The sequence below is a fragment of the Blautia sp. MSK17_66 genome (assembly GCF_020538025.1).
Taxonomy (GTDB): domain Bacteria; phylum Bacillota; class Clostridia; order Lachnospirales; family Lachnospiraceae; genus Blautia_A.
Genome location: NZ_JAJBNQ010000025.1, coordinates 21,915 through 44,532, shown reverse-complemented (window position 1 = coordinate 44,532; position 22,618 = coordinate 21,915). Strand labels below are relative to the sequence as shown.

21 protein-coding genes are annotated in these 22,618 nt (G+C 40.3%); 10 read left to right on the top strand and 11 right to left on the bottom strand.

The features are described 5' to 3' along the window. Positions 1 to 169 precede the first annotated feature (169 nt). The 11 genes from LIR34_RS13400 to dnaA all read right to left on the bottom strand — a co-directional run bounded on the left by LIR34_RS13400 (position 170) and on the right by dnaA (position 12,812). Complete coding sequence (locus tag LIR34_RS13400; RefSeq protein WP_161285482.1) at positions 170 to 685, bottom strand: shikimate kinase; 516 nt, start codon at positions 683 to 685, stop codon at positions 170 to 172. Positions 686 to 778: 93 nt separating this feature from the next. Further along, positions 779 to 1,360, bottom strand: coding sequence for a flavin reductase family protein (locus tag LIR34_RS13395; protein ID WP_161285483.1), 582 nt, complete (start codon positions 1,358 to 1,360; stop codon positions 779 to 781). A 32-nt stretch (positions 1,361 to 1,392) separates the two neighbouring features. Then, a complete protein-coding gene (locus LIR34_RS13390; protein ID WP_161285484.1) occupies positions 1,393 to 3,060 on the bottom strand; it encodes a putative manganese-dependent inorganic diphosphatase in 1,668 nt (555 codons plus the stop codon). A 14-nt stretch (positions 3,061 to 3,074) separates the two neighbouring features. Beyond that, positions 3,075 to 3,980, bottom strand: a complete 906-nt coding sequence (locus LIR34_RS13385) for a S1 RNA-binding domain-containing protein (RefSeq protein ID WP_173902995.1) — start codon at positions 3,978 to 3,980, stop codon at positions 3,075 to 3,077. A 534-nt stretch (positions 3,981 to 4,514) separates the two neighbouring features. Next, the gene (locus LIR34_RS13380; RefSeq protein ID WP_161285486.1) at positions 4,515 to 4,979 is read right to left on the bottom strand and encodes a DUF1002 domain-containing protein; all 465 of its coding nucleotides are present in this window, start codon (positions 4,977 to 4,979) and stop codon (positions 4,515 to 4,517) included. A gap of 340 nt (positions 4,980 to 5,319) precedes the next feature. Then, complete coding sequence (rsmA, locus tag LIR34_RS13375) at positions 5,320 to 6,195, bottom strand: 16S rRNA (adenine(1518)-N(6)/adenine(1519)-N(6))-dimethyltransferase RsmA (protein WP_161285487.1); 876 nt, start codon at positions 6,193 to 6,195, stop codon at positions 5,320 to 5,322. Between the two features lie 14 nt (positions 6,196 to 6,209). Further along, positions 6,210 to 8,726, bottom strand: a complete 2,517-nt coding sequence (locus LIR34_RS13370) for a hypothetical protein (protein WP_330659938.1) — start codon at positions 8,724 to 8,726, stop codon at positions 6,210 to 6,212. A 75-nt stretch (positions 8,727 to 8,801) separates the two neighbouring features. After that, on the bottom strand, positions 8,802 to 9,887 hold the full coding sequence (recF, locus tag LIR34_RS13365; RefSeq protein ID WP_161285488.1) for a DNA replication/repair protein RecF: 1,086 nt from the start codon (positions 9,885 to 9,887) through the stop codon (positions 8,802 to 8,804). Positions 9,888 to 9,889: 2 nt separating this feature from the next. Next, entirely contained in the window at positions 9,890 to 10,096 is a 207-nt protein-coding gene (locus LIR34_RS13360) for an RNA-binding S4 domain-containing protein (RefSeq protein ID WP_192926006.1), read from the bottom strand. Between the two features lie 32 nt (positions 10,097 to 10,128). After that, positions 10,129 to 11,244, bottom strand: a complete 1,116-nt coding sequence (gene dnaN / locus LIR34_RS13355) for a DNA polymerase III subunit beta (RefSeq protein ID WP_161285489.1) — start codon at positions 11,242 to 11,244, stop codon at positions 10,129 to 10,131. Positions 11,245 to 11,438: 194 nt separating this feature from the next. Continuing rightward, complete coding sequence (gene dnaA / locus LIR34_RS13350) at positions 11,439 to 12,812, bottom strand: chromosomal replication initiator protein DnaA (protein WP_173902993.1); 1,374 nt, start codon at positions 12,810 to 12,812, stop codon at positions 11,439 to 11,441. Positions 12,813 to 13,387: 575 nt separating this feature from the next. On the opposite strand from dnaA, the gene rpmH reads away from it, so the two are divergent. The 10 genes from rpmH to LIR34_RS13300 all read left to right on the top strand — a co-directional run bounded on the left by rpmH (position 13,388) and on the right by LIR34_RS13300 (position 22,618). After that, entirely contained in the window at positions 13,388 to 13,522 is a 135-nt protein-coding gene (gene rpmH, locus LIR34_RS13345; RefSeq protein ID WP_005423866.1) for a 50S ribosomal protein L34, read from the top strand. Positions 13,523 to 13,578: 56 nt separating this feature from the next. Further along, a complete protein-coding gene (gene rnpA, locus LIR34_RS13340) occupies positions 13,579 to 13,944 on the top strand; it encodes a ribonuclease P protein component (RefSeq protein ID WP_161285491.1) in 366 nt (121 codons plus the stop codon). After that, positions 13,925 to 14,134, top strand: a complete 210-nt coding sequence (gene yidD / locus LIR34_RS13335) for a membrane protein insertion efficiency factor YidD (RefSeq protein ID WP_161285492.1) — start codon at positions 13,925 to 13,927, stop codon at positions 14,132 to 14,134. The genes rnpA and yidD overlap by 20 nt, the downstream gene beginning before the upstream one ends. A gap of 66 nt (positions 14,135 to 14,200) precedes the next feature. Continuing rightward, the gene (locus tag LIR34_RS13330; RefSeq protein WP_173903003.1) at positions 14,201 to 15,460 is read left to right on the top strand and encodes a YidC/Oxa1 family membrane protein insertase; all 1,260 of its coding nucleotides are present in this window, start codon (positions 14,201 to 14,203) and stop codon (positions 15,458 to 15,460) included. A gap of 24 nt (positions 15,461 to 15,484) precedes the next feature. After that, positions 15,485 to 16,426, top strand: coding sequence for an RNA-binding cell elongation regulator Jag/EloR (gene jag, locus LIR34_RS13325; protein WP_173902992.1), 942 nt, complete (start codon positions 15,485 to 15,487; stop codon positions 16,424 to 16,426). Between the two features lie 131 nt (positions 16,427 to 16,557). After that, positions 16,558 to 17,931 (top strand): tRNA uridine-5-carboxymethylaminomethyl(34) synthesis GTPase MnmE, encoded by a 1,374-nt coding sequence (gene mnmE / locus LIR34_RS13320; protein WP_161285494.1) that lies wholly within the window; start codon positions 16,558 to 16,560, stop codon positions 17,929 to 17,931. A 30-nt stretch (positions 17,932 to 17,961) separates the two neighbouring features. Further along, positions 17,962 to 19,851, top strand: coding sequence for a tRNA uridine-5-carboxymethylaminomethyl(34) synthesis enzyme MnmG (gene mnmG / locus LIR34_RS13315; protein ID WP_161285495.1), 1,890 nt, complete (start codon positions 17,962 to 17,964; stop codon positions 19,849 to 19,851). A gap of 15 nt (positions 19,852 to 19,866) precedes the next feature. Beyond that, entirely contained in the window at positions 19,867 to 20,589 is a 723-nt protein-coding gene (gene rsmG / locus LIR34_RS13310) for a 16S rRNA (guanine(527)-N(7))-methyltransferase RsmG (RefSeq protein ID WP_161285496.1), read from the top strand. Between the two features lie 194 nt (positions 20,590 to 20,783). Further along, positions 20,784 to 21,758, top strand: coding sequence for an ABC transporter ATP-binding protein (locus tag LIR34_RS13305; protein WP_161285497.1), 975 nt, complete (start codon positions 20,784 to 20,786; stop codon positions 21,756 to 21,758). Beyond that, positions 21,755 to 22,618, top strand: a complete 864-nt coding sequence (locus LIR34_RS13300) for an ABC transporter permease (RefSeq protein WP_161285498.1) — start codon at positions 21,755 to 21,757, stop codon at positions 22,616 to 22,618. Before LIR34_RS13305 ends, LIR34_RS13300 begins: the two co-directional genes overlap by 4 nt.

Here is a 22,618-nt window from a genome sequence, read left to right as displayed (position 1 = left end):
TTTTCACTCCGAAAGTCGAAGCGAATGCCAGATATAAATCTCATTCTCAAAATCTGTATTATAGCACAGATTTAGCATTTGTAAATAAAAATTTACTCTGTTCCCCTTCGCTCCATTGTTAGTCTGACTGTTCACTTTACTCCTGACAGTACCTGTGAACAGTTACCTGTTAGTTACTTTGAATTGAATTCTCTTTTAGTATTTCCAAAAGGTCATGAAGACTTTCTTCCAAATCTTTCCCCTCTTCCTCCAGTACAACATCTGCATATTTCTCATAAAGCGGAGTACGTTCTTCGTACAGATCCTTAAGAGTCTGTCCTTCTTTAAGCAGAACGCCTCTGCACTGCAGATTGCCAAGACGCTTTGAAAGGGAATCCAAAGACAATTTCAAATATACAACTGTTCCAACAGACTTCAGATGATTCATAGCCTCTTCACAGTACACGACACTTCCACCGGTCGCAATCACTGTATGATTTACATCGATTGAAGCATTAACCCTGTTTTCAATTTCCTTGAATCCTGTATAACCTTCTTCTTCAATGATCTCACGCAGGCGTCTTCTTTCCTGTTTCTGGATCAGAAGGTCCGAATCAAGAAACTGATAGCCCAATACCTTTGCCAGGACAACGCCTATCGTGCTCTTACCAACTCCAGGCATTCCTATCAATGTTATGTTATTCATAAAATGTCCGTTCTCCTGTTCCATTTCTTACAAATTGCTTAACGCCCATTTTATCATAAATGCCCTGTTTCTGCAATCCCTCTTTGATAACCCTCATTTTTTCGCACTTTTTCTCCGCTTTTTGACACTGTAACCAAAAGTGCCCAGTTTCTTTCCTGTGCCAAGATATTCTCCGTGGGAATATACCAGTGGACGTGCACGGTTGAGATCAAAGCGATTATTCTCATCCATATATTCTTCATCCGCATGTACCGCAAGTACTTCCGCGAGAAACATATCATGAGATCCCAGTTTCTTAACTTCTGTGACGCGGCACTCTATAGATACCGGTGATTCCCTGATCATAGGTGCCTTTACAAATTCAGCCTTTTCTCTTGTGAGTCCTGTTTCTTTAAATTTATCGACATCTCTGCCGGAACGCACACCACAGTAATCAGTAGCCCTAGTAAGTTTTTCTGTCGTCAGATTAATAACAAACTCTCCCGTTTCCATCAACATATGATGTGAAAAGCGGCTTGGCCGGACAGATATATAAACCATCGGGGGATTTGTACAGATCGTACCGGTCCAGGCTACTGTTATAATATCATCTTGTCCTGCTCCATCTGTAACGCTCACCATTACTGCCGGAATCGGATACAGCATATTTCCTGCCTTCCAGGTCTGTTTTGCCATTATTCCAAAATTCTCCTGTCTGTTCTTTTTGTTCATGCATATTCGCCTGACATCTGTGCAGCTTCCATAAGCGGAGGAATCAGCTGTTTCTTACGGGAAACTACGCCTTCAAGATAAAATGCATCATCCTGCGGTTCCATCTTGAATGCATTTTCCGCCATTTCCCGACTTCCCTCTCCATAGAACAGAAGCTCTGTTGACTGAGTGATGATATCCGTAAGCATAAAGTAAACTCTTGTGACTCCGTGACGTCCACACTCACTTACCATGAACGGAAGCAGTCTTGCCTTAATTTCCTTAAGCTCCTCTGAATCCATAGAACTGATCTGACCAACACCAAAACAGATGTCTCCCTCTGCAATAAACTTCTTGTAATCCTGATAAAAAATCTCTTCCGGAGATTTATCCTTCAGATTGCTTCCTGCCCGGAACATCTCTTTTGCAAACTGTTCAATAGAAATATCTGCGATCAGCGCCAGTGCTCCTGCTGCCATCTTATCCTGCAGTGTACAAGTCGGAGAACGGAACATCAGCGTATCTGAAATAATTGCAGCACACAGAAGTCCTGCAATCTTAGGCGGGATTTCAAGCTTCTGTTCGCCATAAATCTGATACATGATCGTCCCGGTACATCCTACCGGCTGGTTACGGAAACTGATCGGCTGAACCGTCTGCAGCGTTCCGAGTTTATGGTGATCGATGATCTCAAGGATATCTGCTTTTTCAATATTATCAACTGCCTGGTCCACTTCATTGTGGTCTACAAGCACTACCTGTTTCTTGTGCATACCCAGGAAATTACGTCTGGATATCGTACCGATACATTTTCCTTTCTTGTTGATGACCGGAAAGGCCCGATGACGATGCTTGATCATAACATCCTGTATGTCATCTGTAAAATCTTCGGTATTAAAAGTTACCAGATTATCTGTTTTCATGATATATCTGACAGGAATACTCTGGTTGATCAGTCTTGCAATTGTAAAGGTATCATATGGTGAGGCGATGATGATAATATCCTTTTCATGAGCCAGTTTCACAACATTTTCTGTAACCTGGATTCCAAGTCCCACAATAATACAGCTCACATTCTGGGCAATTGCCTGAAGATGATCTTCTTCACGGTCTCCCATGATGATCATGTCATCTTCCTCAATGTACTCTTTCATTTTATCCGGGTTCGCGGTTCCCACCATAACTCGTCCCTTGATAAAATATCCATGAGGATTTCCTTCAATGATCTCTCCATGGATAGTTTCTGCAATCTTCTGATACTGTGTTCTCGCTCTGGATAAAAGATAACTGTCCGTAGTATCCATATAAGTCTTTGCAATATCACCGATCGTGATCAGACCCTCAAGAGCACCTTCCTTATCTCTGATCGGAAGTGAAACAATGCTGTTTTCCTGCATGATATCCCATGCAGCCTTCAATGACATACTTTTGTCTGCATCCGGACTCATACGGATATCCATATCCTTTACCTGTGTTCCGATATTGCTTAAATATCCCGGTGGCTGCACACCAAAGCGACTCAGTACATATTCCGTCTCCTCATTGATCTGACCTGCACGCTTCGGAACAAATCTCTGCTTCTGACTTGTCCTGTTTTTAATATCGCAGTATGCAATTGCTGAACATATAGAATCCGTATCTGGATTTTTATGTCCTATAACAAAAATTTTCTCCTGATTTCTCATTGATCGCTATCCTTTCAATCCAGTTTAATATTTGCAAAAAGAGAGCCCAGTGAAGTGGTTGCCTGTTCTCCTGCATCCGGAACTTCATAAACTTCTTCTTCGATTTCTTTTGCCATCATATCAGATGCCTCTTTGATACTGAGACTGAGTTTTCCATCCTTGATCGCTGTGACTTTCACCTTCACCTTATCTCCCACTGAAAGAACTTCAGATGGCTTCTTGATCCTCTTCTCACAGATCTGAGAGATATGAACCAGACCGGAAAGACCGTTTCCAAGATTTACAAATGCCCCATATGTCTGCAGACTCTCAACAGTTCCCTCTGTGATCAGGCCGATTTCAAGATTTGATACTTTATTTCTGCGTTCTTCTTCTGCCTTTTCACGAAGGATCTCTTTGGCAGAAAGAATAAGTTTCTTACTTTCTTTGTCTACATCTATTACCTGTACCTGAATTGGCTTATTCAGATATTCTTCTGTATCTTCAACATATTCAAGAGAAAGCTTGGATGCCGGGATAAATCCTCTGACATCCTCCACATATGCGATCACACCTGCCTTGGTGATCCCCTTAACTACAACATCCAGAACTGCTCCTGTTTCTTTCAGTTCTTTCAGTTTATCCCATGCAAGAACATCCACTGCCTCTACTCTTGAAAGCAGAATATTTCCGTTTCCATCATCTTTTCGGATTACTGTGGCAGAAATCTCATCACCTTCCTGTACGTTTTCCTTAAGACTAAATCCTGGTTCTCTGCTGAAATACTCTGCCGGAATCACACCTTCTGCATAGTATTTCAGATCAAGAATTACCTCTTTTTCATCTACGCTGATCACACTTCCGGTAAGAATATCTCCTTCCTCTATTGTCTTCATAGAAGCTTCCAGTTCTTTTTCATAATCTTTCATTGACTCAGTCATGATCTGTATTATCTCCTCTCATAAATTGCAGCTGTTCACCTTTCCTGCAAACAATTACAATCATTTTCCTGATATATCAAATATTTTAGATAAATTGTAACTATAAATCTCCTGAAAAGTTATATCAAACTTAGTATAACATATTTTTTATAGTGGAAAAAGCCACTTCCTCACAGAGTTTTTTGGGGGAAGTCTTATTATCTGGTAGTTTTAGACAAAATAAAAAGGCCTTCCGACAAAAGCCCTTATAAACGAGGAGTGCCCCGGTAGTGGTTTACCGGGGCGATTATTATGAAAAAATTTATGTGTAATGAAGAACATTACAACGTCTGTTAGTGAAGTTCTCTTCGAACTGTGTTTATAATAACAATTAATTATGAACTTTATATGAACAAATAGTAAAGTTTCCGTGTATTTGCACAATTTATTTTGTGTTTATTCGTTTTTTTTATTCAATTATACTATACTATTTTATTTTCTTTATATTTTTTCATGTTTGTTTTTCACAAACGCACTCCTGTCTGTCACACAAGGTCAGTTTAAAATACTTCTGGCCAAATCCACTAATTTACCGAGAATTCCCTTAACATCCTCTTTTGTAATTCCAAGCTCCTCCAGCTTATTATATACCTTATTCACCTGGCTTCTTAACTGCTCCTCGTCCAGATCTGTATTTTTGAATTTATTATATAACTGGATCAAAGTTGTTTTATCAGAGTCCGTCAGAGTAACGCCCACACTCTCCGCAGCTACATCAAGTGCAGATCCGATCTCCTCGTCTGTCACATCTACTTGTCCCAGAATCTCTTTTGTCTGCATGATCAGGTCAACCACTTTGTCTGGATTGGAGAGCAGATCATCTACTCCATTATCCTTAAGAATCTCTACTGCCTGATCAACCATCTCTGAACTGCTGTCCTGTGCATATACCATTACCGGTGTTGTACATGCCAGAGTTGCTGCCAGTACCAGTGCGCTGAATTTTTTGTTTATTTTCATTGTAATTACCTCCTGAAGCTATTATTTCCATGTAATCGCCCAAACATTTTCCATTCAGGCGAGCCTATTATAGCATACTTTTCAGGCTGTGTTGTAAACTTTTTTATCCTTGTTCTATTCATAAAACTTTTGACCTTTGTTCACTGTTTTTTCATAACTTCAACACGATTCCATCATATTTTCTGGATATACTAATGCCATAAAAATAATACAGCCAACATTATTTTTATAATTTTCTTTTTCATATGTTGATAACCTGAAATGGCTATCAACTCTCCTTCCTTTTAAATTTAATAAATAGTAAAAAGCATCCGACCAGCCACCGGATGCTTTTTATTGTTTATTTATTTAATTTTACAAAGCAGTCTGACAATCTGGCAAACTGTTCCAATGTCAGTGCTTCTCCTCTGATATTCAACGGAAGTCCACATTCTGTAATTGCAGCCTCTACCTCTTCCCTGGAATACGGCAGTTCCTGTGAATTCTTAAGACTGTTTGATAATGTCTTTCTTCTCTGATTAAAGGATGCTCGGATCAGACGGAACATCAGCTTTTCATCCAGCGTCGTTACCGGCGGATTCTGATGTCTTGTCAGACAGATCACTGCACTTCCCACCTTTGGTCTTGGCATAAAACAATTCGGCGGTACATTTGCAACAATCTTTGGCTCCGCATAATACTGAACTGCCAGAGAAAGTGCTCCGTATTCCTTAGAGCCCGGGCCCGTCTGCATTCTGTCTGCAACTTCTTTCTGTACCATTACAGTAATAGAACTTACCGGAACATGGCTCTCAAATAATCCCATGATAATCGGTGTTGTAATATAATACGGCAGATTGGCAACGACCTTGATCGGACGTCCCTGATTCTTCTCCTCTGCAATTTTGCAGATATCAGTCTTAAGGATATCCCCGTGAAGAACGGTTACATTATCCCACTCCTTCAGCGTATCCTTCAGAATTGGAATCAGCGCATCATCAATCTCAACTGCTGTGACTTCTCTCGCTGCCTCTGCAAGATACTGGGTCATGGTTCCGATTCCCGGACCAATTTCCAATACAAAATCATCTTTTGTAATTTCAGAAGCAGAAATAATACGATCCAGAACGTGTGTATCGATCAGAAAATTCTGACCAAACCTTTTCTGGAATACAAAACCGTACTTTTGAAGGACTTCAATGGTATATTTAGGATTTCCAAGATAAGGTGTGGTCATATTTTCTCCTCTCACTAATTAAAATCTTTCTCGTAAAGTACCAGATATCCATCCTGATTTACTTTTTTCTTGGAGATCAGTTTACGAAGACCGCCTCTGGACTTGGAAATTGCTCCATCAATGATGTCCTTAACTGCACCGATATTCATCGGCTGGTCTTCTTTCTGATTTGTGCTTATCAGATTGTACAGAGATAACATTGCCATCTGATCGATCGTATAGCCGTTTTCTCTTGTATAAATCTTTGCAAAATTAACAAGCTCATCATTCGTAAATACCGGAATATTAATCATAGATGTAAATTTAGAGGTAAATTTCGGGAATCTTGCGATCAGTTTACGCATTCCGATCTTCTCATCCTCAATGATCACGATCAGTCCATCTGTTCTGAATTCCATAGCTTTATTCAGCTGGTTCACCGTTTCTTTCGTCAGCTGATTTGCATTCTCGATAACCAGGAATCCACCTGACATCTTGCGGACAATGTCTGCGATATTTTTTCCGTTGATCTGATCAGCAAACACATATGCGACCTTTGAAGCCTCCAGATTCAGCTGTTTACAGATTGCAGGAATCAGACCTGAGATCAGTCTTGTTTTTCCAGTTTCACGTCCACCCATAACAATGATGTTTCCGGTTCTGGAAGTCTTATCAGAAGCACAGATCTGTGCATCATAAAGTGCATCTACGATCTGTTCTCTCAGTCCGGGTACCTTCGCAAAATAAGTAAAAAGCTTCTCTTCTTCTGAAGTCATCTTTTTCTCTCTCGGAATGATATCTCTTTCTTTGCGTTTCGGTTCCACTGTATAGAGCAGCTGCTCCATATCCTCCTCTTCCAGCTCAGCTTTCTCCGCTTTTCTTGCTTTCCTGGATTCAGATTTCTTTCCAGAGCTTCTGGAAGGTTTTATGGTTTCTTCATACTGATCCGTAAAGAAATCTTCATCCTCCAGTTCTGTGATATCTTCATCTTCATAACCGTCTTCTTCCGGTTTTTCTTTCTTAACCGGCCCATTCAGAAATTCTTCCTCTGCGCTGCGAAGATCTTCTTCTGTCATATAATCCTCAGACTCTTCTTCAGTTACTTCCTGTACCGGAGTTTTTTCCTCGACGATCGGCTCTTTTGGAATTTCAATTCCCTGTGCAGTGGCCGCTTCAAGAATCATATCTTCCAGATTAAATTCAAAATCCTGTGTATCATCGTCCTCTGCTCCAGGCAGACAGATATTCGGAGCCTTCGGAATTTCCGTATGTAATGGATTCTCCATTCCAACGTTCTTCATTGCCTCCGGAATCTCAAGTTCAGGAAGCTTGGTTTCTTTTTCCTGTACAGTTTCTTCGATTTCTTCCGGCTCTGAGACCTCCTCAACGGCCGGAATTTCTTCAGCCTCGACTGTCTCTTCCTCGACTGCCGGAACGTCCTCTTCTTCCTCAACGTTTTCGATCACTACATCCGGAAGCTCGTCTTCTGCTGCTTCTTCAGGATTTCCCTGCTCTTCTTTTTGAATCTCCTGTTCTGTAACATTTTCAATTTTCTCTTCGATGGTACTGAAAACAGAAGTTCCCGAAGTTTTTGGAGGCGGAATGATTGCATCTTCCGGTTCAAGCTCCGGCACATTTGTCGGCTCCGCTTCTGAAGAAATATCCTTTATCATCTCTTCCTGTACAGCCTCTGCCGGAGTCTCCTCTTCTTCCTTCGTTAAATCATTATCAGCTTCTTTTTTCTTTCCTGTAAAAATATCACGAATGCCCTTGGATATTTTTTCCTGAAGACTCTCCGCTCCATTGACATCACGTTCATCAATATCTACGCTTTCAATAACAGGTGCATCATCCTCCGATACTGCAGCAGATTCCGTGTTTTCTTCAGACGGAGACTCTGCTTTAAGTTCTTCTGATTCCTCTACAGTCTTGAGTTTCGGAATAAACTGCCTGTCATATTTCTCTTTCTCGCTGCCAGTCAGCATTCCCATACGACTCTTCAGATCCAGAGCTTTCATGACATATTTACCGTCACTGAACCAGAGAACCATCTCATCACAGAGATCCAGACACTTCTTGGTATCTCCATTCTGATAATATAATTTTGCCAGCTCATATGACCATCTTTCCGTGAATTCCTTTTCTTTGTAGTCCTCAAGAATTCTGATCTGCTCTTCGAGCGGAGCCTGCTCTGCCTTACGTATTTTATATTTTAAAACGTACTGTGTACTGTCATTAGGGGCAACTTCCAGAAATTCATCATAGTATTCCATTGCCTCATCAATATCCTTCATTTTGAGGGATACTTCAATCAACCGATACAAAATATTTCTGCCGATAGGAGCTCTGTGATAAGCCAGAAGGAAAATCTCCCGGCTGTCATCATACCGCTTGTTTGCCGCATATATCTCACCTACAACACACAGAGTATGAACATTCTTTACACGACGCCAGTCAATACTGTCTACAACTTCCATGGCATCCTTGTAGTTTTTCTGTTCTACAAGGCGATTAATTTCTTCAAGTTTGATCCGAAATTCCTCTTTGTCCAATATATTCACCAACTTTCCCAGATTATGAACAGTGTAACATACACTAATATGCTTGTCAAAACTCTTTGTTACTGTTTAGGAAGGTTCAAAAACCTCACCTTTTACAACTTTGAAAACTTTATTCAGATGAAACTGATGACTCACAAAATCATCCAGTCCCGTACAGGTTATCAGTGTCTGTATGTCATGAATACAATCCAGAAGATAGGTCTGGCGGTTGCTGTCCAACTCTGAAAGTACATCATCCAGCAAAAGCACCGGCGTATCTTTAATTTTTTCTTTTACAAGATAAATTTCTGAAAGTTTCAAAGACAATGCTGCTGTTCTCTGCTGCCCCTGCGAGCCAAACTTTCGAATATCCACTCCGTTTACCATAAAACAGAGGTCATCTCTGTGAGGCCCGGAAGAAGTCATCTTCATCCGGATATCTCTGTCTCTGTTTTTTTTCAGAGTTTCTTCAAAAAATTCAGCCTCCGTACTGGGCTCATAAAGGACTTCAAGCTTTTCCTCTCCTCCAGTCAGGTTGCTGTGTATCTCCTGAATGACTGTATTCAGATCTTTTACAAACTCTTTTCTTTTGCTTATAACTTTCTGCCCGTACTGGAGCATCTGCATGTCCCAGATTTCAAGAGTATCGCGAAGTGCCGGATTATGATACATATCTTTGAGGAGTTTGTTTCTCTGATTTACAATATGATTATATCCTGCCAGATCCGTAAGATATATCTGATCCAGCTGACAAAGCTCCAGATCCATGAACCTGCGTCTTTCTCCCGGGCCATTTTTTATAATATTCAGATCTTCCGGAGAAAAAAAGACAAGATTTACAATTCCAAACAGTTCTCTTGCCTTTTTTATCGGAAGACCATTGATCGCAACTCCTTTTGCCTTATTTTTACGGAGGTGCATATCAATCTTGTAGGAAAGTCCATCTTTTTTTATAAGCATCCGAATATGGGATTCTTCCTTTCCAAACCGGATCAAATCCTTATCTTTGCTGCCTTTGTGGGACTTTGTCGTCCCACAGATATAGACAGACTCCAGAATATTGGTTTTACCCTGTGCATTATCTCCATAAAAAATATTCGTACCCTTATCAAAGTTCAGGTGAAGTTCCCGATAATTTCTAAAATTTTGAAGTTGTACAGATTCAATATACATAATTATTTTATAACTTTAATTTCCTGACCGTCAAAAGTGATCACATCACCTACGTATACTTTACGTCCACGTCGCTGATCTACCTCACCATTTACTTTTACATTTCCATCCTGAATTTCATATTTTGCCTGGACACCATCTTCCACAACTCCTGCAAGCTTCAGTGCCTGTCCAAGTTTAATAAATTCATCTTTTATTGTAATTTCCAAAATAATCCTCCTCTTATTCTGACATACTCCTGTTATCGGGTCTGATTCTGACTGATATTAACCGGTAAAATCAGATAGGTATAGGTTTCATCGTCATCTCTGATGAAGCATGGTGCTTTTGGATTCATCAGATAAAGATGGATTGTCTCATCATCAATAACTTTCAAAGCATCTATCAGAAACTTAGGGTTAAATCCGATAAGAATATCTTTACCTTCTTTGTCAATATCAATTTCTTCATTCATAGATCCCATGGAAGAATCTATCTTCAGTTCCATCTTATGATCACTGATCTCAATTACGATTGGTTTTTTATCTCCTTCTCTTACAAGAAGAGTTGCTCTGTCAATACAGTTCAAAAATTCTTTTTTGTTAACGCTTATCTTCGTATCATAATCACTGGAAAGCATCTGATCAATACGGAAATATTCTCCCTCAATCAGTCTTGATACCACAATTGTCTGATCAAATTCAAATAAAATATGGTTTTTTGTGAAATAAAGACTAACTTGATCATCAATTTCTCCGGAGAGGATTTTGCTGATTTCGCTCAGTGTCTTTCCTGGAACGACAATCTTGCGATCTGCATAATCTTTCTTGAGCGGCATTTTTCTAATAGAAATACGGTGTCCGTCCAGGGAAACAACTTTCAGACAATTGTCTTTGATTTCAAACAATTCCCCTGTCATTAAACGGTTATTTTCATTGACTGCAATAGAAAAAATTGTCTGGCGAATCATTTCTTTCAAAGTAAACTGAGAAAGAGAGAGCGCTTCATCCTTTTCAATAACAGGAAGATAAGCAAAATCTTCACCTGCTTTTCCAGGAATCGTAAATTTTGCTTTCTCACAGGTGATTGTAGCTACATAATTGCTGTCAGTTTTGATAGTTATATTACTGTCCGGAAGTCTTCTGATGATTTCATAAAAGATTTTGGCATCCAGTGCAACCATGCCTTTTTCTTCAATCTGTCCATCAACAATAGTTTCAATGCCAAGTTCCATATCATTAGTTGTAAACTTGATCTGATTTGTGGTTGCGTCCATAAGGATACATTCCAGAATAGGCATTGTTGTTTTGGAAGGAACAGCTTTCAAAGATATATTTACGCTTTTTAATAGATTGTTTTTTGAGCAGATAATTTTCATAGTGTGTATAACTCCCTTCATGTTTGAAAATTGGCTTTATAAATATATAAATATATAGATATCCGCCGTAGCCGCCTTAGGGGATGTTGATTGTGTGAAAAAGTCTTTGAAACCTTGAAAATAAAGGATTTATCGACTGTATAACTTCGTGTAAAACCACTGTACAACTTTGAAAGTAGGTGTGGATAAGTCTCTTAACCCTGTGGATTAATTTTTTTCTTTAAGATGTCAATGGAATTTTTGAGGTTCTCATTTGTCTTTAATTCGTTTTCAATTTTTTCGATTCCGTGCATAACAGTTGTATGATCTCTGTTTCCAAGATTTTTGCCGATGGTCTTCAGTGAAGTATCAAGAATTTCGCGACAGAGGTACATGGCGATCTGTCTTGGCATAACGATTTTGGAGCTTCGCTTATTACCGCAGAGTTCTGTAACCGTTACATGATAATGTTCTGCAACAACGGAAATAATATAATCCGGAGTGATCACTTTCTGTTCATTAGGAGAAATGATATCTTTCAGTGCCTGTTCAGCAAGTTCAAGAGTTACTTCTTTTTTCTCCAGTTTGGAGCTTGCCATTACTTTGTTGAAGGCACCCTCCAGCTCACGGATGTTGGATTTTATGTTAGTTGCAATATAATTAATGACTTCTTCGCTGATATTATAGCCCTCAAGTTCTTCTTTTTTGTGAAGAATTGCCATTCGTGTCTCGTAATCAGGCAGAGTAATATCTGCAATCAGCCCCCATTCAAATCGTGAACGGAAGCGTTCTTCCAGGATTTCCATATCTTTCGGTGGCTTATCAGAAGAAATGATGATCTGTTTTTTGGCACTGTGAAGACTGTTAAATGTATGGAAAAATTCTTCCTGTGTAGATTCTTTTCCTATAATAAACTGAATGTCATCGACCAGAAGAACATCAATATTTCTGTATTTTTCACGGAATTTGGACATAGCAGAGTTATTTCCGTTTCGGATGGTTTCGATCAGTTCATTGGTGAATTCTTCGCTGGTTACATACAAAACTTTGCTGTTTTCATCGTGTTCAATAATATAATGAGCGATGGAATGCATCAAATGTGTTTTTCCAAGTCCGGCACCGCCATAAATAAAGAGCGGGTTGTAGGTATCTCCCGGAGATTCGGCAACTGCCAGAGCTGCGGCCTGAGCAAATTTGTTATTATTTCCGACAATAAAAGTGTCAAAAATATATTTTGGATTTAAATGCGCATCTTCGCAGCGGCGCTCAATATCTGACATTGCAGGTGCTGCATTATCATAAGAAGGAATATCCTTCTGTGGTGCCTCATCAGGAGAGATAAATTTGACATCGCATTCACTTATACCTGTCAGTTCACAGATGGTAACCTGGAGAAGAAGCTTATATTTTTTATTGAGAAGATTTATTAATACTACCTGTTCAGATGGGACAAGAATCGTGATGATATTGTCAGTTACATCATAGACTTCAAGTGGTTTGAGCCATGTATTGAAGGCAACATCACTTATGTTGTAGTCACGTTTGACTGTCTGAAGAATTTCATCCCATTTTTCTATAACTTTATCCATGTTTCAATCTCCTGGTTCCTTTGAATGTATATAAAATGTTAAATGGACATAAATATCCGTTTATATATTATAATAAATTTTGTGGTTAATCAATCATTATTTGTGGAAAATTATCCTTTGCAACAGAGGTAAAAGTGGAGTTTGTCCACAGGTTATCCACTTTATCCACATGTGCATAAATGGGAAAGTGTGGATAAACTCCTAAGGGTTTACATAACATCTGATAAAGATGAAAATTATGCTCCGGATATGTGTATAAGTTTATCCACAGGCAGAATAGAGTGGAATAAAGGATTTTTTTGATAAAATATGTAAAATCAAGACATTCATGAGGATAAAAAGGTGATAAAAATGTGAGTTATCCACAAGTTATCCACAAAAAGTGGATAACTTTACGTAAACCAGATGTTTACACAATGCAATGTGGGTTATTTTGAAAGTGTCGGAAATACGTAATTTTATTGGATTTTTTGTGAATTTTTGCTTGACGAACAGCGTGATAATGCATATAATTAAAACGATGTTCTATGATAATAGTATGAATAGGGATAATAGATAAAGGAGGTGCTTTACCTATGAAAATGACATTTCAGCCAAAGAAAAGATCTAGAGCGAAAGTTCATGGTTTCAGAGCTCGTATGAGCACAAAAGGCGGCCGTAAAGTATTAGCAGCCAGAAGATTAAAAGGAAGAAAGCAGTTATCAGCCTAAGATATAAGACCGCAGTTATGTGGTCTTTTCTTCTATAATAAAAGAAAGGGGATTCGATGAAATATTCAGAGTCCTTAAAGAAAAACAAAGATTTTCAGCAGGTATACAGACATGGAACATCAAAAGCAAATCGGTATCTGGTGATGTACGTACTGGATAATCAGTACATGAAGAATCGTCTGGGAATATCAGTAAGTAAAAAAGTAGGGAATAGTGTGGTTCGCCACAGACTCACCAGACTGGTAAGGGAAAGTTATCGTCTGAATGAAGAACGTTTTAACAGAAATCTTGATATTGTTGTGATTGCAAGGCCGGCAGCAAAGGGCAGAAGCTATCATGAGATAGAAAGTGCTTTTATGCATCTGGCAGGGAAACATCAGATCATAAATGAGGTTTGTGCGGATGAAGAAACTTCTTATTAAAATGATCCGTCTTTACCAGAAATATATATCACCGATGAAGAGAACAAAGTGTCCTTATATTCCCACATGTTCTCAATATGGTTTGGAAGCAATCGAAAAATATGGTGCGTTCAGGGGAGGATTACTGGCAATATGGAGAATATTACGGTGTAATCCTTTTTCTCATGGAGGATATGATCCCGTACCATAAAGGTAAATGGGACAATCATTATGATGTTCCGTAAGATCATCCAGGAGGAACTAGAAATTGGAAAGTATGATTTTGGCTACTAAAAGTGGTACCCCGATCATCGGCCAGGTCGCAATCGTGATGGGCTGGATCATGAACGGTATCTACAAAGTGCTGGATATGGTTGGAATTCAGAACCTTGGCCTTTGTATTATTATTTTCAGTATTCTGATCTATCTTTTTATGACTCCTCTGCAGATCAAACAGCAGAAATTCTCTAAGCTGAGTGCGATCATGCAGCCGGAGATCCAGAAAATCCAGAAGAAATATCAGGGTAAAAAAGATCAGGATTCAATGATGAAGATGCAGGAGGAAACCCAGGCTGTATATCAGAAATACGGGGTATCTCCTACAGGAAGCTGTGTGCAGCTTGCAATCCAGCTCCCAATTCTGTACGCTCTGTATCAGGTAATTCAGAATATTCCTGCATATGTAAGCAGTGTATATAATGTATTCAATGGTGTTTGCACCCAGATCCTTTCTGTAAACGGATTTGCAGATATCATTAATCAGTTTATTACAGATAACAAAATGACCCGGGTAAGACAGGTCACAGACAACGCAGATTCTATCGTAGATTTTCTGTATGCTCTGTCTCCGTCTCAGTGGAAATCCTTACAGGAGATCAGCCAGTTCTCCGGATTCTCAGATCAGATCAGCAAAACTGCTTCTGAAATCCAGAAGATGCAGACCTTCGGTGTTCTGAACATTGCAGATCAGCCGCTGAGTTACATCAAAACAGGGTCTCTGCTTCTGATCATTGCAGCTCTTGCAATTCCGGTTCTGTCATGGGCAACACAGATGCTCAACCTGAAGCTTATGCCACAGGCAGCAACACAGGGCGGTGATGAGAATAATGCAATGGCAAGCTCCATGAAGACTATGAATACAGTAATGCCGCTTATGTCAGCATTTTTCTGTTTCACATTCCCTGTGGGTCTTGGTATTTACTGGATCGCAAGTGCGGTAGTAAGAAGTATTCAGCAGATTCTTATCAATCGCCATCTGAACAAGATGAACATTGATGACCTTGTAAATGAAAACATGAAGAAGATGGAAGCCAAAAGAGCAAAAGAAGGACTTCCGCCGCAGAAGATTACAAATCAGGCACATCAGAGTGTTAAGAATATCAACAAGATCGACAAGGGTATGAGTGGTTCTGATGAAGCGAAACGTGCGAAGAAAGTAGAAGAAGCTTATCAGAATGCTGCTCATGCAAAAGAAGGCAGCATTACCGCAAAAGCAAACATGGTCAGAGCTTTTGATGAGAAAAACAAAAAGAAATAAGAGAGGGAAGGTCGGGGTTTTATCATGAATGAATATATGCAGTTTTCAGCAAAAAACAAAAATGAAGCAATTACAAAAGCATGTATTGAACTGGGTGTTTCCAGTGATCAGCTTGACATTCAGGTAATCAGTGAAGGCAGTTCTGGATTTTTCGGAATTGGAAGCAAGCCTGCGATCATAAAAGCTCGTAAAGTAGAAGATCATTCAGAAGAAAAAGAACTTGAGGAAATCGTAGATTCTGTAAAGCTGGATGCTTTTAAGGACGAGCCGGAGGTGAAAAAGGCTTCACCAAAACCAGCACCGCGGGCATCTGTTAAGGCTTCTCACAATAAACCAGAAGCAAAGACAGAGAACTCCAAAGAAGAAAAACACTCCAAACCGGCCAGAGAGAAACAGTCTAAAGAAAAAATCCACAAGGAAAAACCTGTCAGAGAAACAAAACCGGCAAAAGAAAAACCAGTGAAAGTATCAAGACCGATCGAGGTCATTACAGATCCGGAGGAGATTAAGGAAATCGAAGAGAGAGCTTCTGTGTTCCTTCATGATGTATTCGCATCTATGGATCTTGGTGAGGTTGAGATCACATCCAGGTATAATACAACGGATGGATGTCTGGAAGTCGATTTTGAAGGTCAGGATATGGGAATTCTTATCGGCAAGAGAGGACAGACACTGGATTCTCTCCAGTATCTTACCAGCCTTGTTGTAAATAAAGGAAAAGCTGACTACATCAGAGTGAAGCTTGACACGGAAGATTACAGAAGACGCAGAAAAGAAACTCTGGAAAATCTGGCAAGAGGAATTGCCTATAAGGTTAAGAAAACAAGAAAACCTGTAGTTCTTGAACCAATGAATCCTTATGAGAGAAGAATTATCCATTCTGCACTTCAGGGTAATAAATTCGTAGAGACAGTAAGTGAAGGTGAAGAACCATACCGTCATGTAGTTGTCAAATTAAAAAGATAATAAATCAGCAATGAAAACAGTTCACAACTGAAATAGAAAATGTTATTCTAGGTGAAAGCATGAATAACACGCGATAGACGTGTGCTTTCTCTGGGATAACATTTTTTTTACTTTAATTACAAGGAGACAATATGGAAAAAACAATCGCTGCGATCTCAACAGCTATGAGTGCTTCCGGAATAGGAATTGTTCGTATCAGTGGAGATGAGGCAATGGACGTGATTTCCCGGATTTATCGTTCCAAAAACGGAAAGAAAAATATCAGGGAAGTGCAGAGTCATACCATTCATTATGGATTTATCTATGATGGGGAGGATGTAGTAGATGAAGTTCTGGTTATGATCATGAGAGGTCCTCATACTTATACAGGTGAGGATACCGTAGAAATAGATTGTCATGGTGGAGTCTATGCCATGAAAAAGGTTCTGGAAACAGTGCTCAAAAACGGGGCAGTAATCGCAGAACCGGGAGAATTTACAAAGAGAGCTTTCTTAAACGGAAGGCTGGATCTGTCACAGGCAGAGGCTGTCATGGATGTCATTCAGGCCAGAAATTCCATGGCTCTTAAGAGTTCTGTAGAGCAGCTTAAGGGTTCCGTACAGAGGGCTGTCAAAGAAATCAGAAGCAGACTGCTTTACCAGATCGCATATATAGAATCAGCACTGGATGATCCGGAGCATTATGATCTGGAAGGCTATCCACAGGAGCTTGCGAAGATTGTGGATAAAGAGGCCGGAGAAATCACAGATCTGTTGAAAACTGCGGATGACGGAAGAATGATCCAGGAGGGTATCAAGACGGTTATCCTTGGTAAACCGAATGCAGGAAAATCTTCTCTTTTGAACTTTCTGGTAGGAGAGGACCGTGCGATCGTCACAGAGATTGAAGGTACGACCAGAGATATCCTGGAAGAATATATTTCTCTGAATGGTATCACGCTTCGCGTGATCGATACAGCCGGAATCCGAGAGACAGAAGATATAGTAGAAAAAATTGGTGTAGGAAAAGCAAAACAGATGGCAGAGGATGCAGATCTCATTTTGTATGTTGTGGATTCCTCCAGACCACTTGATGATAACGATGAAGATATCATAGAACTGCTTTCCGGAAGAAAAAGCATCGTGATCTATAACAAGACAGATCTGGAACCAGTGGTAAATATGGCAAAACTCCAGGAAAGAACGGGAAATCCGGTAATTCCTGTTTCGATAGTAGAAGAAAAAGGAATCCGCAAACTGGAAGAAGAGATCAAAAATATGTTTTTTAAGGGAGAACTCTCCTTTAATGATGAAGTATATATCACAAATGCAAGACATAAAGCTGCGCTGGAAGAGGCCAGGGAAAGCCTGAAGCTTGTCAAAAACAGCATTGATATGGGAATGGCAGAGGATTTCTTTTCCATTGATCTTATGAACGCCTATGAAAGTCTTGGCCGGATCGTGGGAGAATCCGTAGGCGAAGATCTGGTAAATGAGATTTTCAGCAAATTCTGTACAGGAAAATAAAAGCAATTGATAGAAGAAGGGAAGATAAAAATGGAGGACAGAAGACTGGAAAAAAACTGTGATATTGTTGTAGTTGGGGCCGGTCATGCAGGATGTGAGGCAGCTCTTGCCTGTGCAAGGCTGGGACTTGATACCGTCATGTTTACCGTCAGTGTGGACAGTATTGCGCTGATGCCGTGTAATCCGAATATAGGAGGCAGCTCCAAGGGACATCTGGTAAGAGAACTGGATGCACTTGGTGGAGAGATGGGTAAGAACATTGATAAGACTTTTATTCAGTCCAAAATGTTAAACCAGTCCAAGGGACCTGCGGTACATTCACTCAGGGCACAGGCAGACAAACAGGCATACAGCACAGAAATGCGTAAGACTCTGGAAAATCAGCCAAATCTTACGATCAAACAGGGAGAAGTGACAGAGCTTCTGGCAGAGGAAGGAAAGATCACAGGTGTAAAACTGTATTCAGGAGCAATCTATCATTGTCAGGCAGTGGTACTCTGTACGGGAACTTATCTTAAGGCGCGCTGTATTTATGGCGATGTCAGCAATTATACAGGCCCGAATGGTCTGCAGGCGGCAAATTATCTGACAGACTCTCTCAAAAAACTTGGAATTGAAATGTTTCGATTCAAGACCGGAACACCGGCACGAATTGCAGGAAATTCAATCGATTATTCCAAGATGGAAGAGCAGTTTGGAGATAAGAGAGTCGTACCGTTTTCTTTTTCTACAGATCCGGAAAGTGTGCAGATCGAGCAGAAATCCTGCTGGCTTACTTATACAAATGAAAGAACACATGAGATCATCCGGGCAAACCTTGACAGATCGCCATTGTATTCCGGAATGATCGAGGGAACCGGACCAAGATACTGTCCATCTATTGAGGACAAGGTTGTAAGATTTTCAGACAAAAAAAGGCATCAGGTATTTATTGAACCGGAAGGCCTTTATACAAATGAGATGTATATTGGTGGAATGTCCAGCTCTCTCCCGGAGGATGTACAGGATGAGATGTACCATTCTGTACCGGGACTTGAGAATGCAAGAATTGTCAAGAACGCTTATGCGATCGAGTATGACTGCATCAATCCAAGACAGCTTTATCCAACACTGGAATTCAAGAAGATCAAAGGACTCTTCAGCGGAGGACAGTTTAATGGAAGTTCAGGATATGAGGAGGCAGCAGCACAGGGATTGATCGCTGGAATCAATGCGGCTATGGAAGTAAAAGGACAGGAACAGCTGGTCCTTGACCGTTCGGAGGCATACATTGGTGTTCTGATCGATGACCTTGTTACCAAGGAAAACCATGAACCATATCGTATGATGACCAGCCGTGCAGAGTACCGTCTGCTTCTCAGACAGGATAATGCAGATTTACGTCTCCGCAAGAAAGGTTATCAGGTCGGTCTGATCGATGAGGAGACTTACCAGAAACTTCTGGAAAAGGAAGCTGCGATTGCAAGAGAAATCGAAAGAACAGAGCATGCGACGATCGGAGGCACCCCTGAAGTGCAGAAGCTTCTGGAGGAAAAAGGAAGTACTCTTTTGAAATCCGGAACGACAATTGCAGAGCTGATCCGAAGACCGGAGCTTAATTATGAAGATCTTGCACCAATTGACAAGGAGCGGCCGTTCCTTCCATGGGATGTAAAAGAACAGGTTGAGATCAACCTGAAGTATGAAGGCTACATCAAGCGTCAGATGAAGCAGGTGGAACAGTTCAAGAAACTGGAAGCAAAGAAGATTCCGGAAGATCTGGATTATGAGAAGGTCGGAAGTCTTCGCATTGAGGCAAGGCAGAAACTGGAAGAATACCGTCCGGTATCAATAGGACAGGCATCCAGAATCTCCGGAGTATCACCTGCGGATATCTCTGTGCTTCTGGTATATCTGGAACAGTACAGACGAAATGTATAAAGAAGGAGCAGATCAATGGCATATGATTTAACCATATTGGAAGAAGGCTGTAAGGAACTGGGAATCACTCTTGATGAGAACCAGAAAAAACAGTTTACAGATTTTTATGAATATCTTGTAGAAAAAAATAAAGTCATGAACCTGACCGGAATCACAGAATTTCAGGAAGTGCTGATAAAGCACTTCCTGGACAGTCTTGCCTGCGTGAAGGCTGTAGACATGAGCCGGATAAAAAGAATCATGGATATTGGAACTGGTGCAGGATTCCCTGGTGTTCCTCTCAAAATCGCATTTCCACATCTGGAGGCCTGCCTTCTGGATTCTCTCAAAAAAAGAGTCAACTTTCTCGAAGAAACTTTTCAGATGCTGAAGCTGGAAAATATTACAGCAATTCACGGCAGAGCCGAAGAATATGCGAAGAACAAACAGTACAGAGAGACATATGATCTCTGTGTGTCCCGTGCGGTTTCAAATCTGGCAACTCTGTCAGAATATTGCCTTCCGTATGTAAAGACAGGCGGTTATTTTATTTCCTATAAATCAGGCACTGTACAGGAAGAAGTAGAACAGGCACAGAAAGCAGTCAAAATCCTCGGAGGAAAGATTCAGGATGTTGTGTATTTCCAGCTTCCTGATTCAGAAATCCAGCGTTCTCTTGTGGTAATAGAGAAGATCAAAGCAACACCAGGTCGTTATCCGCGCAAAGCAGGGACTCCGCTGAAAGAACCCCTGTCATAATTTATCGCAATTTATCGCAGCTATTTTCACAAAATCATCACACATTTATCCTATTTTTATCACAACTTTCTCATAGAATATTCCAAGGAACGGACATAAGAATCGTTCCTCAGATAAAAGATGTTTCCGGGTACCCCCTATCTCTGTTTCACCCGGAAACATTTTCTGTTTATGATGAAAAGGAGGAGAATTTTGTGATTGAAGTAAACAATCTGGTCAAACGCTATGGAGACCATACGGCAGTCGACCACCTTTCTTTTAAGATAGAGAAGGGAAAAATCTACGGCTTTCTCGGGCCGAACGGAGCCGGTAAATCAACGACTATGAATATGATCACCGGTTATATAGCATCTACGGAAGGAACAGTGACCATCGATGGTCATGATATACTGGAAGAGCCGGAACAGGCAAAGAAGTGTATTGGTTATCTGCCGGAAATGCCACCTCTTTATTTCGATATGACAGTGCTGGAATATATGAATTTCGTCGCTGATCTCAAAAAAATTCCAAAAGACAAAAAGAAATCCATGGTTGAAGAAGTCATGGAAATGGTCAAAATTTCAGATATGAGAAATCGTCTGATCAAAAATCTGTCCAAAGGTTACAGACAGAGAGTAGGACTTGCACAGGCAATCCTTGGATATCCGGAAGTCATCATTCTTGATGAACCGACAGTAGGACTTGATCCGAAACAGATCATAGAAATCCGTGATCTGATCAAAAGCCTCAAGAAGAAACATACAGTCATCCTGAGTTCGCATATTCTTTCAGAAGTAAGTGCGGTCTGCGATTACGTGCTGATTATTTCTCACGGCAGGCTGGTTGCAAGTGATACACCGGACAACCTTGGAAAACTTGCACAGGGTTCCAACAATCTTTCACTTCTTGTAAGAGGAGACCGGGACAAAATCCGTATTCTTCTTGGAGAAATTCCGGGAGTTAAAGAAATTTCCATTACTGCCGACAAGGATCAGGATGGCTGGGCAGTGAAACTCTCCACAGAAGAAAATACAGATATCCGTGAAGATGTTTTCTTTAAGATGGCAGAGAACCATTATCCAATTCTGGAAATGCAGTCCAGAAAAGTATCACTGGAAGAGATTTTCCTGGAGCTGACCGAAGATACGAAGAAGCCTGAGGCTACAGAGAAAGAGGGGGAAGATAAATGACAGCAGTATATAAGAGAGAACTGAGAAGTTATCTCACATCTATGGTAGGATATTTATTTATCTTTTTTATCCTGCTTCTTACAGGTATTTATTTTTCAGCATATCAGTTAGGGGCAGCATATCCCAAATTTGAATATACACTGAGTGCACTGACCTTTGTATTTCTGATCAGTGTTCCGATCCTGACAATGAGAGTTCTGGCAGAAGAAAGGAAACAGAAAACAGATCAGCTGCTTCTGACAGCGCCGGTTTCCGTTGGACAGATTGTTTTTGGCAAATATCTTGCACTGGTAACAATCTTTGCGATTCCGATGCTTATTATGTGTTTTTACCCACTGTTGATGTCAAAATTCGGAACTGTATCTTTTGCAGGAGCATACACAGGTATTCTGGGATTTTTCCTTCTGGGCTGTGCAAACCTTGCACTTGGTGTGTTTGTATCTTCTCTGACTGAGAGCCAGGTAATTGCGGCAGTTCTTACCTTTGTATTTTTGTTTGCATTTTATATGATGAATGGAATCTCCTCATTCTTTTCAGAGGGAGCATTGTCTACGTGTATTACATTTGGACTTCTGATTTTTGCAGCAGCACTTATCATATACACAATGATCAAGAACCTTCTGATTTCCGCAGTTGTGTGTGTGGTCGGAGAGATCATTCTTGCAGTTGTGTATATCGTAAATTCTTCCTTTTTCTCGGGAGGAATTCAGAAGGTACTGAATATTGTCAATCTTAGCAGCCATTTTGATAATTTTGCCAATTCAATCTTTGACATAAAGGGAATTTTATATTTCCTGTCTGTGATCGCAGTTTGTCTTTTCCTGACTGTACAGTCTGTTGCGAAAAGACGTTGGAATTAA

Excerpts from the sequence above, each read along its gene's own strand:
- LIR34_RS13400 (WP_161285482.1), bottom strand. The coding sequence starts at position 685 with ATGAATAACATAACATTGATAGGAATGCCTGGAGTTGGTAAGAGCACG.
- LIR34_RS13395 (WP_161285483.1), bottom strand. The coding sequence starts at position 1,360 with ATGGCAAAACAGACCTGGAAGGCAGGAAATATGCTGTATCCGATTCCG.
- LIR34_RS13390 (WP_161285484.1), bottom strand. The coding sequence starts at position 3,060 with ATGAGAAATCAGGAGAAAATTTTTGTTATAGGACATAAAAATCCAGAT.
- LIR34_RS13385 (WP_173902995.1), bottom strand. The coding sequence starts at position 3,980 with ATGACTGAGTCAATGAAAGATTATGAAAAAGAACTGGAAGCTTCTATG.
- LIR34_RS13380 (WP_161285486.1), bottom strand. The coding sequence starts at position 4,979 with ATGAAAATAAACAAAAAATTCAGCGCACTGGTACTGGCAGCAACTCTG.
- rsmA (WP_161285487.1), bottom strand. The coding sequence starts at position 6,195 with ATGACCACACCTTATCTTGGAAATCCTAAATATACCATTGAAGTCCTT.
- recF (WP_161285488.1), bottom strand. The coding sequence starts at position 9,887 with ATGTATATTGAATCTGTACAACTTCAAAATTTTAGAAATTATCGGGAA.
- dnaN (WP_161285489.1), bottom strand. The coding sequence starts at position 11,244 with ATGAAAATTATCTGCTCAAAAAACAATCTATTAAAAAGCGTAAATATA.
- dnaA (WP_173902993.1), bottom strand. The coding sequence starts at position 12,812 with ATGGATAAAGTTATAGAAAAATGGGATGAAATTCTTCAGACAGTCAAA.
- rpmH (WP_005423866.1), top strand. The coding sequence starts at position 13,388 with ATGAAAATGACATTTCAGCCAAAGAAAAGATCTAGAGCGAAAGTTCAT.
- rnpA (WP_161285491.1), top strand. The coding sequence starts at position 13,579 with ATGAAATATTCAGAGTCCTTAAAGAAAAACAAAGATTTTCAGCAGGTA.
- yidD (WP_161285492.1), top strand. The coding sequence starts at position 13,925 with ATGAAGAAACTTCTTATTAAAATGATCCGTCTTTACCAGAAATATATA.
- LIR34_RS13330 (WP_173903003.1), top strand. The coding sequence starts at position 14,201 with ATGATTTTGGCTACTAAAAGTGGTACCCCGATCATCGGCCAGGTCGCA.
- jag (WP_173902992.1), top strand. The coding sequence starts at position 15,485 with ATGAATGAATATATGCAGTTTTCAGCAAAAAACAAAAATGAAGCAATT.
- mnmE (WP_161285494.1), top strand. The coding sequence starts at position 16,558 with ATGGAAAAAACAATCGCTGCGATCTCAACAGCTATGAGTGCTTCCGGA.
- mnmG (WP_161285495.1), top strand. The coding sequence starts at position 17,962 with ATGGAGGACAGAAGACTGGAAAAAAACTGTGATATTGTTGTAGTTGGG.
- rsmG (WP_161285496.1), top strand. The coding sequence starts at position 19,867 with ATGGCATATGATTTAACCATATTGGAAGAAGGCTGTAAGGAACTGGGA.
- LIR34_RS13300 (WP_161285498.1), top strand. The coding sequence starts at position 21,755 with ATGACAGCAGTATATAAGAGAGAACTGAGAAGTTATCTCACATCTATG.